This window comes from Photobacterium profundum, assembly GCF_003026285.1.
Classification (GTDB): Bacteria; Pseudomonadota; Gammaproteobacteria; order Enterobacterales; family Vibrionaceae; genus Photobacterium; species Photobacterium profundum.
Map to the genome: position 1 here is coordinate 1 of NZ_PYOD01000005.1, position 15,971 is coordinate 15,971.

16 protein-coding genes and 1 tRNA gene are annotated in these 15,971 nt (G+C 42.5%); 14 read left to right on the forward strand and 3 right to left on the reverse strand.

Annotation, left to right across the window (positions count from 1 at the left end; translation table 11 throughout):
- The 3 genes from rsxC to rsxA form a co-directional block, all read right to left on the reverse strand.
- Positions 1–2,251 (reverse strand): electron transport complex subunit RsxC (gene rsxC / locus C9J48_RS13970; RefSeq protein WP_107281167.1); only part of this gene is annotated, 2,251 nt, incomplete at its 3' end.
- A gap of 2 nt (positions 2,252–2,253) precedes the next feature.
- Positions 2,254–2,832: an electron transport complex subunit RsxB gene (gene rsxB, locus C9J48_RS13975; protein ID WP_006233068.1), complete on the reverse strand. Its 579-nt coding sequence runs from the start codon at positions 2,830–2,832 to the stop codon at positions 2,254–2,256.
- Positions 2,833–3,414: an electron transport complex subunit RsxA gene (gene rsxA, locus C9J48_RS13980; protein WP_006233069.1), complete on the reverse strand. Its 582-nt coding sequence runs from the start codon at positions 3,412–3,414 to the stop codon at positions 2,833–2,835. It abuts the gene before it with no gap.
- A gap of 372 nt (positions 3,415–3,786) precedes the next feature.
- Between rsxA and pepE the strand changes: the two genes are divergently transcribed.
- The 14 genes from pepE to nadA all read left to right on the forward strand — a co-directional run bounded on the left by pepE (position 3,787) and on the right by nadA (position 15,879).
- Positions 3,787–4,524 (forward strand): dipeptidase PepE, encoded by a 738-nt coding sequence (gene pepE, locus C9J48_RS13985; RefSeq protein ID WP_006233070.1) that lies wholly within the window; start codon positions 3,787–3,789, stop codon positions 4,522–4,524.
- 29 nt (positions 4,525–4,553) lie between these two features.
- Positions 4,554–4,629 (forward strand) — tRNA-Asn (locus C9J48_RS13990).
- 1,079 nt (positions 4,630–5,708) lie between these two features.
- Positions 5,709–7,295 (forward strand): cytochrome ubiquinol oxidase subunit I, encoded by a 1,587-nt coding sequence (gene cydA, locus C9J48_RS13995; protein WP_006233072.1) that lies wholly within the window; start codon positions 5,709–5,711, stop codon positions 7,293–7,295.
- Positions 7,296–7,312: 17 nt separating this feature from the next.
- Positions 7,313–8,449, forward strand: coding sequence for a cytochrome d ubiquinol oxidase subunit II (gene cydB / locus C9J48_RS14000; protein WP_006233073.1), 1,137 nt, complete (start codon positions 7,313–7,315; stop codon positions 8,447–8,449).
- A gap of 11 nt (positions 8,450–8,460) precedes the next feature.
- Positions 8,461–8,568 carry a cytochrome bd-I oxidase subunit CydX gene (cydX, locus tag C9J48_RS14005; RefSeq protein ID WP_006233074.1) on the forward strand — a complete coding sequence of 36 codons (108 nt, stop codon included), beginning with the start codon at positions 8,461–8,463 and terminating at the stop codon, positions 8,566–8,568.
- Positions 8,561–8,866 carry a cyd operon protein YbgE gene (gene ybgE, locus C9J48_RS14010; RefSeq protein WP_006233075.1) on the forward strand — a complete coding sequence of 102 codons (306 nt, stop codon included), beginning with the start codon at positions 8,561–8,563 and terminating at the stop codon, positions 8,864–8,866. The genes cydX and ybgE overlap by 8 nt, the downstream gene beginning before the upstream one ends.
- Before the next feature lie 516 nt (positions 8,867–9,382).
- Positions 9,383–9,790, forward strand: a complete 408-nt coding sequence (ybgC, locus tag C9J48_RS14015) for a tol-pal system-associated acyl-CoA thioesterase (protein WP_006233076.1) — start codon at positions 9,383–9,385, stop codon at positions 9,788–9,790.
- Positions 9,787–10,473, forward strand: a complete 687-nt coding sequence (gene tolQ / locus C9J48_RS14020) for a protein TolQ (RefSeq protein WP_006233077.1) — start codon at positions 9,787–9,789, stop codon at positions 10,471–10,473. Before ybgC ends, tolQ begins: the two co-directional genes overlap by 4 nt.
- A 6-nt stretch (positions 10,474–10,479) precedes the next feature.
- On the forward strand, positions 10,480–10,923 hold the full coding sequence (gene tolR, locus C9J48_RS14025) for a protein TolR (RefSeq protein ID WP_006233078.1): 444 nt from the start codon (positions 10,480–10,482) through the stop codon (positions 10,921–10,923).
- Between the two features lie 12 nt (positions 10,924–10,935).
- Positions 10,936–11,979, forward strand: coding sequence for a cell envelope integrity protein TolA (gene tolA / locus C9J48_RS14030; RefSeq protein WP_006233079.1), 1,044 nt, complete (start codon positions 10,936–10,938; stop codon positions 11,977–11,979).
- Between the two features lie 11 nt (positions 11,980–11,990).
- Entirely contained in the window at positions 11,991–13,340 is a 1,350-nt protein-coding gene (gene tolB / locus C9J48_RS14035; RefSeq protein WP_036804040.1) for a Tol-Pal system beta propeller repeat protein TolB, read from the forward strand.
- Positions 13,341–13,376: 36 nt separating this feature from the next.
- Positions 13,377–13,901: a peptidoglycan-associated lipoprotein Pal gene (gene pal / locus C9J48_RS14040; RefSeq protein ID WP_006233081.1), complete on the forward strand. Its 525-nt coding sequence runs from the start codon at positions 13,377–13,379 to the stop codon at positions 13,899–13,901.
- Between the two features lie 17 nt (positions 13,902–13,918).
- The gene (gene ybgF, locus C9J48_RS14045) at positions 13,919–14,668 is read left to right on the forward strand and encodes a tol-pal system protein YbgF (RefSeq protein ID WP_006233082.1); all 750 of its coding nucleotides are present in this window, start codon (positions 13,919–13,921) and stop codon (positions 14,666–14,668) included.
- Between the two features lie 149 nt (positions 14,669–14,817).
- Complete coding sequence (gene nadA, locus C9J48_RS14050) at positions 14,818–15,879, forward strand: quinolinate synthase NadA (RefSeq protein WP_006233083.1); 1,062 nt, start codon at positions 14,818–14,820, stop codon at positions 15,877–15,879.
- Positions 15,880–15,971: the final 92 nt, after the last annotated feature.

Here is a 15,971-nt window from a genome sequence, read left to right on the forward strand (position 1 = left end):
TAGAGCTAGAATCAGGTTCTGCAGTATCAGCTTGTTGCGCTGCTTTACGGGCTTTCGCACGAGCAACGGCAGCAGCAATAGCGGCTTTCTTCGGATCGACCTCGGCTTCTACCGTTGAAGCAGATTCCGTGTTAGAGCTAGAATCAGGTTCAGCGGTATCAGCTTGTTGTGCTGTTTTACGGGCTTTCGCACGTGCAACGGCAGCAGCAATAGCGGCTTTCTTCGGATCGACCTCGGCTTCTGCTGTTGAAGCTGATTCTGTATTTGAACTTGAGTTGGGCTCAGTAGCATCAGCTTGTTGCGCTGCTTTACGGGCTTTCGCACGTGCAACGGCTGCAGTAATAGCGGCTTTCTTCGGATCGACTTCGGCTTCTGCTGTTGAAGCTGATTCTGTGTTTGAACTTGAATCGGATTCAGCGCTATCAGCTTGTTGCGCTGTTTTACGGGCTTTCGCACGTGCAATGGCAGCAGCAACAGCATCTTTTTTACCATCACCGCTTTCTACTGGTGCTGACGTTTGTTCTTCTGCGGCAACCTTCTCGGCTTCTGCTTTTCGTTCACGTGCTAAACGTTTACGTTCTTCTCGTAATTTCGCCATTTCTGTATTATCAGGAACAGCGGCGCTTTTATCTGTATGGGCCGCTTGTTTGGCTTTTGCCCGAGCAATAGCGGCAGCTACGGCGGGCTTCTTTTCTGTATCTGGTGAATTTGCAGCGACTTGTTTGGCTTTCACGCGAGCAATGGCTGCGGCTACCGCATCATCACCACCCTTAGCTGCAGTTTCTTTACGACGATCATCAGCTGCTTTCTTAAAGCGATTTTCACGCTCAGCTTTGTCTCGTTCCATGCGTGCATTTTTAGCTTCAAAGCGTAATCTTGCGCGCTCGGCATTGGCTTCATCTTGTTTTCTGGCGGTGATTTCAGATTTAGCCTGACGGTAGTATTGAACAAGTGGAATTTCACTTGGGCACACATAAGCACACGCACCACATTCAATACAGTCGAAGAGATTATATTCTTCGCATTTTGCGTAATCTTGATCTTTCGCGTACCACTGCAATTGCTGAGGCAATAAAGACGCAGGGCAAGCTTCTGCACACGCAGTACAACGAATACATGCCATCTCGTGCGTATGTAAAGGTAATTCTTTTCGTTTAGGTGCAAGAATACAGTTTGTGACTTTAGTAACAGGCACATCGGCGTGAGGTAAAGTGAAGCCCATTAATGAACCGCCAATAATGACACGAGGGTATTTCTTATCTGGTTGATAGCTGTAGTTATCAAGCAGGTATGAAATCGGCGTACCGAGGCGCGCAAAAACATTACCACGTTGCTGGAAAGCTTCACCTGTTAATGTTACGACTCGTTCAATCAAAGGTTCGCCATCGATAATTGCACGTTTAACAGCAAAAGCTGTTCCCACGTTTTGTACAACTACACCGACCGATGTTGATCGTGCTTGGCTGGGTACTTCACGCCCAGTCAGTACTTTAACCAGTTGCTTGGAACTGCCTGATGGGTACTTAGTGGGTATCACTCGAATAATGATGTGATCATCTTTCGTAACGTGCTTTTCTAATGCTGTAATCGCTTTGGGCTTGTTGTCTTCAATACCGATAATCGTTAACTTTGGTTTCACGATATGGCGAAGAATACGAATACCGTCAATAACCTCTGCGGCATAATCTTGCATCAAGCGATCATCTGCGGTGATATAAGGTTCACACTCTGCTGCATTGATGATCAGAATATCAACTTTACCCAAACCGCCTTGCAATTTACGGCTGGTAGGGAAACCTGCGCCACCTAACCCTGCAATACCACTGAGGCGTATTTTCTCAATCAGATCAGCAGATTCTTCGGCTGTATAATCAGCAATAGGTGATTGCTCACACCATTGGTCATTACCATCGCTGTCGATAACAATGCATAAGTCGGTTAAACCTGATGGATGAGCGATTGTACGTTGTTCTATTGCAGTGACTGTTCCCGACGTGGGCGCATGCACTGGTACACACATGGCAATATCACCTTGGGTCAGTGGCTGACCTTTTAGGACGTTATCGCCAACCGCAATAATAACATCGCCTCTAGAACCTATGTGTTGTTTCAGAGGGATAATAAGTTGTTGCGGTACGCCAGCGTGTTGCAGTTCAGCTTGATTAGAAATGGCTTTATTCTCTGCAGGGTGAACCCCGCCATGAAAATCCCAAAGCTGACCTTGCTTTATTTGTTCGATAATTGACAGCATGTTTACTCTACCTTGTCAGTATTGGGTTCAGTAGGAAGATTGACGACCGGAATCTGGTTAAGATCCCATTTCCAACTTTCCGGCGTATCTTTAACCGGAATCATCTCAATACAGTCGGTAGGGCAGGGGGCAACACATAAATCACAGCCAGTACATTCGTCTTTAATTACGGTATGCATCGATTTTGTACCGCCAACAATGGCATCAACAGGGCAAGCTTGGATGCATTTAGTGCACCCTATACACATGTCTTCATGGATAAAAGCTACGGTCTTTATATTTTCTTCTTCGTGTGCTGAATCTTGTACTTCCACACCCATTAAGTCGGCTAGCTTTTCAATTGCAGCTTGGCCACCTGGTGGGCATTTATTTATCTCATCGCCGTTTGCAATCGCTTCTGCGTAAGGGCGGCAACCCGGATAGCCACATTGACCACATTGAGTTTGTGGTAAAATGGCATTAATTTGTTCAACAATAGGGTCAGCTTCGACTTTGAATCGAATAGAAGCAAACCCAAGAATAAGGCCAAAAATTGCGGCTAAGACAGCTATTACAATAACTGCAATTAAAATTCCGCTCATTTACAGTTTCACCAATCCAGTAAAGCCCATGAAGGCAAGAGACATAAGACCTGCTGTGATCATTGCAATAGAGGCGCCTTTAAAAGGACCTGGAACATCTGCCGCAGCAATACGTTCTCGCATAGAAGCAAATAAAATCAAGACCAACGAAAAACCAACTGCGGCACCAAACCCATAAATAACGGACTCGATAAAGTTGTGGTGTTCATTGATATTCAATAGAGCAACACCTAATACCGCGCAGTTAGTCGTAATTAACGGTAGGAAAATACCCAGCAAACGGTATAGCGTTGGGCTCGTTTTATGTACCACCATTTCGGTAAATTGCACGACAACTGCAATAACAAGAATAAAGCTAAGAGTACGAAGGTATTCAATGCCAAGAGGCGCAAGAATGTAATTTTCCACGAGATACGCAGACACGGAAGCCAAGGTTAAGACAAATGTCGTCGCCAAGCCCATACCAATTGCAGTTTCCAGCTTCTTAGATACGCCCATAAATGGACATAAACCTAAGAATTTAACGAGTACAAAGTTGTTTACCAACACTGTACCGACAAGTAATAAAAGGTATTCAGTCATACCATCATAATTCTATTTGAAAGAGATCTTAGTATTATCTGATTTTGTGAAGGGTATAACAACTCCTCTCGGGCAGGGTTTTTCAAGTTTGGTGCTATTTTCCTGTTATAAATGAGGTAATGTGCATTTATTTTTATAATTCTGACTGCCTTACAGCATATCAATATGTTGTATTACATGTGTTTTAGTTTAAATCTGTGTTGGCAAACTGTAAGTAGGTAGTGCTTATTGCTGAATAATCAGCCAAAGCATCATCAATAAACTAGCCCCTTGCACTTTTTGTGATCGCTCTCGTTGTAAATATGCGTAATTAGGCGTTATCTGTCTGCTATAAATTCGATGAGTATCAATACAGAACATAAGGTAGAAAAGATGGATATTTTATTGTTAAGTAATGGCAAGATTGCGGGCAACCAGCATGTGATGGAGTTTGCGAGTGAAGCTGTTGTCGAGCAAATCAAACGAACTGGGGCTAAAAACTTAGTTCTGATCCCTTATGCTGTGATTCGTTCTAGCCATGATGCTCGTGTTGCCTTGGTGCAAGAAACATTTGATGCGTTAGGTTTAGATTGCAAAGTAACGGGTTTACATCGTGCAGAAGATCCAGTGAAGGCGATTCAAGAAGCTGAAGGTATTTTGGTCAGCGGTGGTAATACTTGGGTGCTGAACAAAACATTGCATGATTTAGGTTTAGTAGGACCAATTCGCAAAGCAGTTCTTGATCAAGGTACGCCTTATATTGGCTGGAGTGCAGGAACAAACATTGCTTGTCCTACTATTCGTACAACAAATGATATGCCGATCATTACAGGTGCGGTACTTTCGTCATTAAATTTAGTGCCATTCCAAATTAACCCTCATTACCTTGAAGCCAATGTGGAAGGTCACATGGGGGAAACCCGTGATGAACGTATCCAAGAGTTTTTAGAAATTAATCAGTATGAACCCGTTGTCGGTATTCCAGAAGGTACATGGCTACACCTACTAAATGGTGAATTGAGCTATCATACTGCGAACGGTAAGCCGTTAAAGCTGTTTAGCCATGGGGAAGACCCGGTTTACTATACTGCAGAACAAAGTGTTCAGTTTTTAATGGCGCATAGCTGCTAATAAAAGCGTGATGCACCCAAAGAGATAATTTCCCTTTAGTTCAGTTGGTAGAACGGCGGACTGTTAATTTGTGTGTCGCGGGTTCGAGTTCAGCAAGGGGAGCCAAATAAAAGGCCTCATCTTCGGATGGGTTTTTTTGCGTTTATAGCAGAATTTTGGTCGTAGGCATGTAATGGGAATGTAAAAAATCGAGGCGATATCGCCTCGATTTCATATTTCAAAGCAGTTTTTCTGATTTTGTTGGCCTTTGTTGTGTTAAATGTTTGCTTACATTTACAACTATTTGACAATTGAGTTGCTGTTCAAGCAATTGCCATCCAACTTATTCCATCTTACAAGGTTGATCTAACCTTTAGATGTGTCAAAAACGGACGTTATCTAGTGACCATTTTTGTATAGTTCAACAAATGATGGTTGGTATAAAGAGATGATTTTTTCAAAAATACGAGCCATTGTGATTTCCTCAATCAATTTAGGTTTTAATAGGGAAACTGTTTTTAACCCACCTAAAAGATGACTTTTCTCCTCTGGATGGTTCAACCTGTTTCTGCCGCTGATTATAGATATTTTCCTTAAAGTGAAAAGCAAAAAAAATTCTTTTTTTAGATTAGAATAACTAATCTGAAATCTGTTCTATTTTACACGTTAACTCTATAATTTTGATGTTAATGTCTAGGTCATATAGGCATGTAACAGATTTAGAACAAAGGCGAGTTACCCTTCTTTTTTCTAACTATGTATATCCGAGTGATGAATATTTTAAAATAAGGTGTCTTATCCTGTTAATTAGCGCCATATTTTACGAAAAATCTTATCTTTTAATACGTTATGCAACCTGTAAAAAGAGTGCTGTAAAGTTTGATCTATATCAAGTTGAACGGTGTTGATTGAAAAATGAACAGCTTTTATTGATGTTTATCAAAGAAAAATGTGTGATAAATCCTTTGCCGCGGGCGGTGAATGTCAGTAATATTAGCAATGACTTTATTAGCTGTAGCTTAACAATAAATCAACTAATTTGACACATAGCCGCAACATAAGAAGGAAGTCATTGATATCACTTGATATGGCAGCCAGGACGGCAATCAAATTGCGGGTTTGTACGCTACATTTTGCTAAACCCAACAACCGGTACACTGTGTAAGTACTGTCGTCACTCAGCCTGACGAAAAAAGGAGTTCAACATGTTCACTGATGTCGTCGAACTATCGAGATTACAATTCGCATTAACTGCGATGTATCACTTTTTGTTCGTACCACTGACTCTAGGTATGGCGTTCCTACTAGCCATCATGGAATCAGTTTATGTAATGACTGGAAAGCAAATCTATAAGGACATGACAAAGTTCTGGGGTAAGCTTTTTGGTATTAACTTCGCTTTAGGTGTGGCCACCGGCCTTACTATGGAATTCCAGTTTGGTACAAACTGGGCATACTATTCTCACTACGTTGGTGACATTTTCGGGGCGCCTCTTGCCATCGAAGCGTTGATGGCGTTCTTCCTAGAATCCACTTTGGTTGGTTTATTCTTTTTCGGCTGGGATCGTTTATCAAAACGTCAACACCTTACGGTGACATGGTTAGTTGCTATCGCATCTAATTTCTCTGCGCTGTGGATTCTTATTGCTAACGGTTGGATGCAGAACCCAGTAGGGGCTGAATTTAACTTTGAAACCATGCGTATGGAAATGGTGAGCTTTGCTGAAGTTATCTTTAACCCAGTAGCGCAGGTGAAATTCGTTCATACAGTCGCTTCTGGTTATGTAGCTGGCTCGATGTTCGTTCTTGCGATCAGTTCATACTACATGCTGAAAGGCCGTGACATTCCGTTTGCACGTCGTTCTTTTGCCATTGCGGCATCATTTGGTATGGCTGCGATTGTTTCTGTCATCATTCTTGGTGATGAATCAGGCTACGAGCTGGGCGATGTTCAGAAAACGAAGCTTGCTGCGATTGAAGCAGAATGGCACACAGAAGAGGCTCCTGCAGCATTCACTGTGTTTGGTTTGCCAAATCAAGAAACAATGGAAACCGACTTCGCCATTAAGATCCCATATGTGATGGGTATTATTGCGACACGTTCTACTGATACCCAAGTAACTGGCTTACGTGATCTGAAAGATGAACACGAAGTTCGTATTCGTAACGGTATGGTTGCGTATGGTTTACTTGAAAAATTACGTAATGGCGATCGCTCGCCAGAAAATGTAGCTGCGTTTGATGCAGTGAAGCAAGACCTTGGTTATGGCTTCCTACTTAAGCCATATACTGACAATGTTGTTGATGCAACGCCTGAACATATTGCTAAAGCTGTAGATGATTCAATCCCTACTGTTTGGCCGCTGTTCTTTAGCTTCCGTATCATGGTTGCTGCTGGATTCTTAATGTTGGGCATCATTGGTGCTGCATTTATCCAAACGTGCCGTCACAAGATCACAGAGAAGAAGTGGTTACTCAAAGCAGCGCTTTACGGTTTACCACTACCTTGGATTGCAATTGAAGCCGGTTGGTTCGTTGCAGAGTATGGTCGTCAACCATGGGCTGTAGGTGAGATCTTACCTGTATCTATGGCGGTATCTGATCTTGAGCCATCAGCAATTATCACAACATTGGTGTCAATGATTGCACTTTACACTGTGTTCTTGATTGCTGAAGTGTACTTGATGCTTAAGTTCGCACGTAAAGGTCCAAGTAGCCTGAAAACAGGTCGTTATCACTTTGAACAAAATGATGCACCACAGAATGTGGTATCGCGTCAGGTTGAAGCGTAATTCAGGGAGAGTAAGCAATGTTTGAATATGAAGTATTGCGATTCATCTGGTGGTTGTTAATTGGTGTGCTTTGCATCGGTTTCGCTATTACAGATGGTTTCGATATGGGTGTAGGTATCTTGTCTAACGTTATTGGTAAGACAGATACAGAACGCCGAATAATGATTAACTCAATTGCACCGCATTGGGATGGTAACCAAGTTTGGCTTATCACTGCAGGTGGTGCTTTATTTGCGGCTTGGCCTCTTGTTTACGCAACAGCGTTTTCTGGTTTCTACTTCGCAATGGTGCTAACACTGGCGGCTTTATGGTTACGTCCGTTAGGTTTTGATTACCGTTCTAAGATTGAATCGCCAAAATGGCGTAATACTTGGGACCGTGCAATCTTCGTTGGTAGTTTTGTGCCACCAGTTATCTTTGGTGTGGCTTTCGGTAACTTGCTGCAAGGTGTTCCATTTGTCTTGAGTGAATTTATGGTTCCGTCATACAAAGGTACATTCTTAGGCTTGCTAAACCCGTTTGCATTACTGTGCGGTATTGTTAGCTTGATGATGATTGTGACTCAAGGCGCAACCTACCTACAGATGAAAACAACAGATGCTTTGCATGATCGCTCTCGCAGCGTTGCATCGATTACTGCTGTTATTACAGCGGTATGTTTTGCTGCTGCTGGTGTATGGGCTCAGAGCATTGACGGTTACGTAATTACGTCTGAAATCATCAAAAATGGTCCTTCAAACCCATTAACAAAAGAAGTAATGCGTGAAACAGGTGCATTGTTCGCAAACTTTGATGCTTACCCATTACTATGGATTGCACCAATTCTTGCGGTTGTTATGCCATTGCTAACCGTTGTCGCTTCTCGTGCTAATCGTGCAGGTTTTGCATTTTTGACATCAAGCTTAACGATGGCAGGTGTTATCCTGACATTTGGTTTCGCATTGTTCCCGTTCATTATGCCTTCAAGCCTAGTACCATCGAATAGTTTGACAGTATGGGATTCAACATCAAGTGAGCTTACGCTGAACATTATGACTGGCGTAGCATTTGTTATGGTGCCAATTATTCTTGCGTACACTTCATGGTGTTACTACAAAATGTTTGGCCGTCTTGATAGCAAGTTTATCGAAGACAACAAAACTTCACTGTATTAAGGAGACAGACTATGTGGTATTTCGCTTGGATTCTTGGTGTTCTGCTAGCCTGCTCATTCGGTATTATCAACGCTTTATGGCTTGAAACAACTGAAGATATGGATAACAAAGGTGAGTAGCCTCAGCTTATGGGTCACACAGGCTCATCAGTTATTAGATAATGCACTATTACGTGCATTATCCTTTCTACTGGCGCTAGCATCTGCTGGGCTGGTCGTTTGGGAGCCTACTCATTTTGCTCTGGCTATTGGTGGTTTTGACTTAGTTACATCACCAACATTAATATGGGCAACCTGCTCGGCAATGATTTATGGGGTGGGCTTTGTGCCGCGCCATTGGTATTGGCAAGTTGTGTTTACTCCATTTATCGCCTTACCTATCTTGAGCTATATTATGTGGCTGCGTTTTAGTTACTAAACAAGGTTACATTTAGATACATAATAGACAGCCTATTACTAATTGAGTAATAGGCTGTTTTTTTTGCGTGAAATATACTTAATACCAAATCCATCAATTATCTGAACAGTTCAGCGAGAGTTAAAATGCTTTTAGGCAAGGAGATAAATAGAGGATCTAGTGGCTCTAAATTGAAATTTATTAACGCAGTATAAAAGTATTTTAAACTCGCCCAAAGGGAACACCACTGGAAGCCAACTTCTGTGTCTAGCGATTTCAAAAGAGAACCACTCTTCTATCAAACACTATCCTTGAACTCGACTCCCAGTGGTATTCTGAATGGTCAGATAATTAATGGAATTGGTATAACTAGCAAAGAAACGCTGTACAATACTGTTCTTGTTAGAAATGATATGCGTTGCTGCTGAAGATACTTTCGGGATATTTCATAAAGCTGATGAAGTTAGGTATAGTAGGCAAATTAAGCCTTTAAAGTCGTTATTAGGCATTTAGTTTCATCACTCTTGTGGATTAAACATGGCAGAAGAAAACATATTTAAATGGCCAATCACTATTTATTATGAAGATACTGATGTAGGCGGCTTGGTTTACCATGCTAATTATCTAAAGTTTTTTGAACGTGCAAGAACGGAACTATTAAGAAGTATCGGGGTCAGCCAACAAGAGCTATTTAAAAATAAGGCGAGCTTTGTTATTCGCCATATTGATATGGATTATTTAAAAGGCGCGCGTTTAGATGAGCAACTTATCGTGCAAACACGTGTTGAAACTGTAAAAAAAGCATCAATTATATTTTGTCAGGGTTTAGTTAACAATGCAGGTCATACCTTGTGTAAAGCTACTGTTAAGGTAGCCTGTGTCAATCCTGAAACCATGAAACCAACTGCAATTCCTCAATTTATTATGTCGGAGATTTCTAAGTGAGTGCTGAACTGTCAATTCTGGATCTTTTTCTACAGGCAAGCCTGTTAGTTAAGATCGTAATGCTAATCTTGCTTGGTATGTCAGTTGCTTCTTGGGCAATGATCATTAAACGTTCGCAGATTTTGTCTAACGCTGCTTCAAAAGCAGAGCGTTTCGAAGACCGTTTTTGGTCAGGTGTCGATCTGTCACAACTTTATAAAGAAGTTGAAGCGCGTAAAGATGATCTAATGGGATCTGAGCAAATTTTTTACACCGGATTTAAAGAGTATGCCCGTTTGCATCGCAGTAATGGACAAGTACCAGATGCTGTAATGGAAGGCACCTCTCGAGCAATGCGCGTCTCGCTTTTACGTGAAGTTGATGAACTAGAAACCAGCTTACCTTTCCTTGCAACGGTCGGTTCAATTAGCCCTTATATCGGTTTGTTTGGTACGGTTTGGGGTATTATGCACGCATTTATTGCACTTGGTGCAGTCAAGCAGGCAACACTCGCAATGGTCGCTCCAGGTATTGCAGAAGCGTTAGTTGCAACAGCTATGGGTTTATTTGCTGCGATTCCGGCGGTTATGTTTTATAACAAATTGACGAACCAAGTTTCTAAGCTTGAGCATACCTATGCGACCTTTATGGAAGAGTTTTCAAGTATTCTTCACCGCCAGGCATTTGCCGCTAACCAGGAGTAATAAGCAATGGCTTATCAACCTAAAAAGCGAAAAATGACAGCTGAAATCAATGTCGTACCTTATATCGATGTGATGTTGGTACTCTTGATTATTTTCATGGTTACTGCACCTTTTGTTACACAAGGGGTCGATGTTGAACTGCCGACTACTCACACCGCGAAAACTGTCGCTGATTTATCTGGTGATAATCCAGGTGCGCCAATTATTGTTGAGGTCGATCAAAACGGTGAGTTAGGTTTAAGTGTTGATAACGGTGACATGCTTCGCGGGTTAGCGCTTAATGATTTATTGACTCGCGTGAAAGCTGAATTGCAACTTAACCCTAAATCATTAGTGATGGTTGGTGGTGATGGACGAGTACCATACTCTTTTATTATCGAAACTCTTGATGCATTAAGTCAAGCTGGGGTTGGGTCTGTTGGTTTAATGACTGAACCATTAGACCAATAGGTAGGTAGTAGGATGAAAAATAATAATTACACTACTGCCGTCATCATCTCGTTACTTCTTCATGTTTTATTGTTAGTTGTATTGCTTTGGGGAACGGATTTCTCTATGAGCAAGCCCAAGCCTTCTGGTAATACGATTCAAGCAGTGGTTGTTGATCCCGCGTTAGTTAATCAACAAGCCAAACAGATTCGTCAGCAACGTGAAGCCGCCAAAAATGCGGAGCAAGACAGATTAAAGCGTCTTGAGCAGCAAGCAGCGTCATTAGAGAAGCAACGTAAAGCAGAAGAACAACGTTTAAGGCAGTTAAAATCCGATAAAGTTAAAGCGGAACAAGAAACGCGCCGTGCAGAAGCTGAACGAAAGCGAGTGAATGCTGAAAAGCTAAAAGTCGCTGAAGAAAAACGTAAAGCAGATGAAGCGACAAAAGTGGCTAAGCAACAAGCAGCCAAAGCAGAAGCGGATAGAAAGCAGAAACAAGAAGCTACGAAAAAAGCTGAATTAGCAAGGCAACAAAAAGTCGAGCAACAGCGTAAAGCAGAAGAAGCGACACGCAAAGCCGAAGCCGATCGTAAAGCTGCAGAGGAAGAACGTAAAGCACAGGTGGCTGCGAAGGAAAAAGCTGAAGCTGCTGCGCGTAAAGCAGAAGTAGCACGCAAAGAAGCCGTTCGTAAAGCGGCTGAAGCAAAAGAGCTTCAGCGTCAGCAAGAAGCGGCTTTAAACGATATGTTTTCAGGTCTTGAAACGGAAAGTGAGCAGCGAGGTGGTGCTCGTGGGCAATTTGTTGCTGATGAGGTCTCTCGTTATGGTGCAATCTATACTCAGATGATCCAGCAGAATTTGTTGGTTGATCAAAGCTTCGTTGGTAAAGAGTGCATTTTAACAATGCGCTTATCAGCTAATGGCTTGTTACTTAATGCATCAGAAGCCGGTGGAGATAATCGCCTCTGCCGTGCTGCGAAAGCTGCCGTTGTTAAAGTCAGTCAGTTCCCGATGCCAGATGACCCTCAGGTTGTCGAGAAGCTTCGTAGTATTCGACTTACGGTAAGCCCACAATAATGAAGGAGATATTGATGAAACGTTGGATAATGGGCCTATGTATTGCTCTGCTGAGCTTTAGCCAAATCGCACAAGCTGAACTTGAGCTAGTGATTACAGAAGGTGTCGACTCAGCTCGCCCAATCGGTGTTATACCGTTCACGTGGGAAGGTGAAGGTAAACTACCGACTGATATATCTTCGGTTATTGCATCTGATTTACAGCGAAGTGGTAAGTTTAGCCCTGTGGCGACAAGTAAAATGCCACAAACCCCCGATAGCGAAGAGCAAATTGATTATAACGCTTGGACTTCAATGGGGGTTGATGCGCTAGTAACGGGAAAAATTACCAAGAATGCAGACGGTAATTACGTTGTTAATTATCAGTTGGTTGATGTTGTTCGTGGCCAGTTAACCAGTGGTGAAAGCCGTGGTTTAGCAAATGGTGAATTGGTATTAACCAAAGATCATTTACTCGTTAATAATCGTGCAACCGTGAAAGAAACCCGTTTACGCCAGTATGCCCACCGTATTTCTGATGTGGTTTATGAACAGTTAACTGGCGATAAAGGTGCTTTTTTAACTCGTATTGCGTATGTAGTGATTGATGATAAATCAAAACATCCTTATCAACTTCGTGTTGCTGATTACGATGGGTTTAACGAACGTCTTGTTTTAAAGTCTCAGCAGCCGCTGATGTCACCAGCTTGGTCGCCTGATGGCAGTAAGCTAGCGTATGTTAGCTTCGAGAATCAGCAAGCACAGATTTATATCATGGATATCTACAAAGGTACTCGTGAGCTGGTTACTTCATACCCGCGTCATAACGGTTCTCCTCGTTTCTCGCCAGACGGTAAAAAATTGGCGATTGTGCTATCGAAAACAGGTAGCTTGCAAATTTATATTAAAAATCTAGAGACGAAAAAATTAACCCAAATCACATCAGGTCGAGCGAATAATACGGAAGCCTTTTGGGATCCAGATGGTAAGTCTCTGATTTTTACATCAGACAGAGGTGGTCAACCGCAGATTTATCGCGTAAATTTAGCAGATAATTCGACTAAGCGTTTGACTTGGCAAGGAAGTCAGAACCTTGGGGGGCAATTGACTCCCGATGGTCGTTATTTAGTGATGGTGAACCGTTCAGATACAGGTTTCAACATTGCTAAGCAAGACTTAAAAACCGGTGCGGTTCAAGTGTTAACCAAAACATTTTTGGATGAGTCACCAAGCATTGCACCTAATGGCGGCATGGTTATCTACAGTTCAGTTAATAATAAATCTAATGAACTGTCGTTAGTGTCGATTGATGGGCGATTTAAAGCTCGATTACCTACGACAAATGGGCGAGTACGTGCACCGTCTTGGGGCCCGTTCTTATAACATTTAGCGTTTTTGCGATAATAAAGGAAATATAAAATGCAACTTAACAAAATTTTAAAGGGTTTGGCAATTGCGCTGCCAATGATGACTCTTGCTGCTTGTAGCTCAACAGATAGCACTGATAGTTCAGCTGCATCAGAAACAACTGACGGTTCTGCTCAAACAGTAGTAACAACGCCAGTCGATGGTGGTTCAGCTGCACTTTCTGAGCAAGAGCTACGTAGTCAAGAGCTTCGTCAAGAGCAAACTGTTTACTTTAAGTTCGATACAGCAGAAATCCAAGCTGATTACCAAGCGATGCTAGAAGCACACGCTGAGTACTTGAGCAACAGTTCTGATGTTAAAGTGATTGTTGAAGGTCACGCCGATGAGCGTGGTACACCTGAATACAACATCGCTCTAGGTGAGCGTCGTGCAAACGCAGTTGCTCAATATCTACAAGCTCTAGGTGTATCTGCAAGCCAAATTTCAATTGTTAGCTACGGTGAAGAAAAGCCACTAGTGCTTGGTCACACTGATGCTGACTACGCTAAGAACCGTCGTGCGGTTCTAGTTTACTAATAGACAGGTAAACGATTATGAACAGTAACATTGTGCGAAATATCGCATTAGCGTTGCTGATTGGTGCGGCAACTCAAGTAGTTGCCGCTCCTGCTCCTGTTACTGAACTCAGTAAAAGCGGACAGGGCACCAGCCTTGAACGTTTGGAGCGGATGCTTGAGGCTCGAAATCAGGTTCAGCTTGATATGCAGCGTCAGCTTAATCAGTTAGCCTCAGAAATGGATCAACTTCGTGGTTTGGTTGAGCGTAATAGCTATGACTTAACTCAGATGTTAGAACGTCAACGTGAACTTTACCGTGAAGTGGATACTTTAAGTCAACAGCCACAAAAAGCTGCCAAGACAGATACTGCTGATAAGCCTGAGTCGGGTGAAACCTACAGCAGTGATGCCAGTGAAAATGAAGCGTATGAAAAAGCAGTTAACTTAATCTTAAAAGAGAAAGATTATGCGGGTGCAGTCACTGCATTTAATTCCTTTTTAACGACATACCCTGAATCTACGTACAAGGCGAATGCGCATTATTGGCTTGGTCAGTTGTACTTCACTCAAAATCAGCTAGCAGAAGCGAGTAAAGAATTCAAAGCTGTTACCAGCGATGAAAAATCGAATAAACGCTCTGATGCATTACTGAAGCTTGGTGTTATTGCTGAGCGCAGTAAAGATGTTGAATTGGCGAAGAAATATTACCAAGAAGTAATATCGACTTATCCAAGTTCAACCAGCTCACGGCAAGCCGAAGGTAGCCTGAAGCAACTTGGTAACTGATACCCCAAGAAAACGAATGTTTAAGGTCTGCCTGATTAAGGCGGGCCTTTTTGTTTTATTAAACAATCGGTTATGCGAAAGCTAAAAATTCCTTTTTAGACCGTGTATAATGCCCGGATAGTAAGGACTAGCTGATGAGCAAGTAAGTAATGAGCCTAACATACGATCCGTCTGAAACGATTTACCCGTTTCCGCAAAAACCTGTTCCATTATCTGAACAAGAGAAACTGACTCACGTCGAGAAAATCAAAGCGTTGTTGAAGGAAAAAGACGCTGTTTTGGTTGCTCACTATTATACCGACCCCGAAATTCAGGCCCTAGCTGAAGAGACTGGCGGTTTTGTTGGTGATTCTCTTGAAATGGCCCGTTTTGGTAATCAACATTCAGCCAAAACATTGATCATTTGTGGTGTTCGCTTTATGGGTGAGTCTGCAAAAATCTTAACGCCTGAAAAAAATGTTCTGATGCCAACCCTAGAAGCGGAATGTTCGCTAGATTTAGGTTGCCCTGCTGATAAATTCTCTGAATTTTGCGATGCTCATCCAGATCATACTGTTGTCGTTTACGCCAATACATCTGCGGCTGTTAAAGCACGTGCTGATTGGGTCGTCACATCAAGCATTGCCCTTGAAATTGTTGAGCACTTAGACAGTGAAGGTAAAGACATTATTTGGGGGCCAGATCGCCATTTAGGTGCTTACATTCAAAAAAATACTGGCGCTGAAATGCTATTGTGGCAGGGCGAATGTGTTGTGCATGACGAGTTCTCTGCAAAAGCACTTCGCGACATGAAAGCTCTTTACCCTGAAGCAGCGGTGCTTGTTCACCCTGAATCACCAGCAAGCGTTGTAGCGTTAGCTGACGCGGTAGGGTCAACTAGCCAGCTAATTAAAGCGGCAAAAGAGTTACCGAATACAAAATTAATAGTGGCAACCGACAAAGGCATTTTCTTTAAAATGCAACAAATGGTGCCAGATAAAGAATTGGTTGAAGCCCCAACGGCAGGTGCGGGTGCAACGTGTCGTAGTTGTGCGCATTGTCCGTGGATGGCAATGAACGGTCTTAAAGCAATTGAAAATGCACTAGTTGAAGGCGGAGAAAAGCATGAAATCTTCGTTGATGAAGCATTACGTGTAAAGTCATTAATTCCGCTTAATCGCATGCTTAACTTTGCTGCTGAATTACAATTGAAGGTGAAAGGCAACGCATAATTGTGCGGGGCCTCAGTCTTTTAAGTGGCGACCATGTGGTCGCCATTTTTATGTGCTACATTTGGTGTAAACATAATATAAATAGCTGTTAT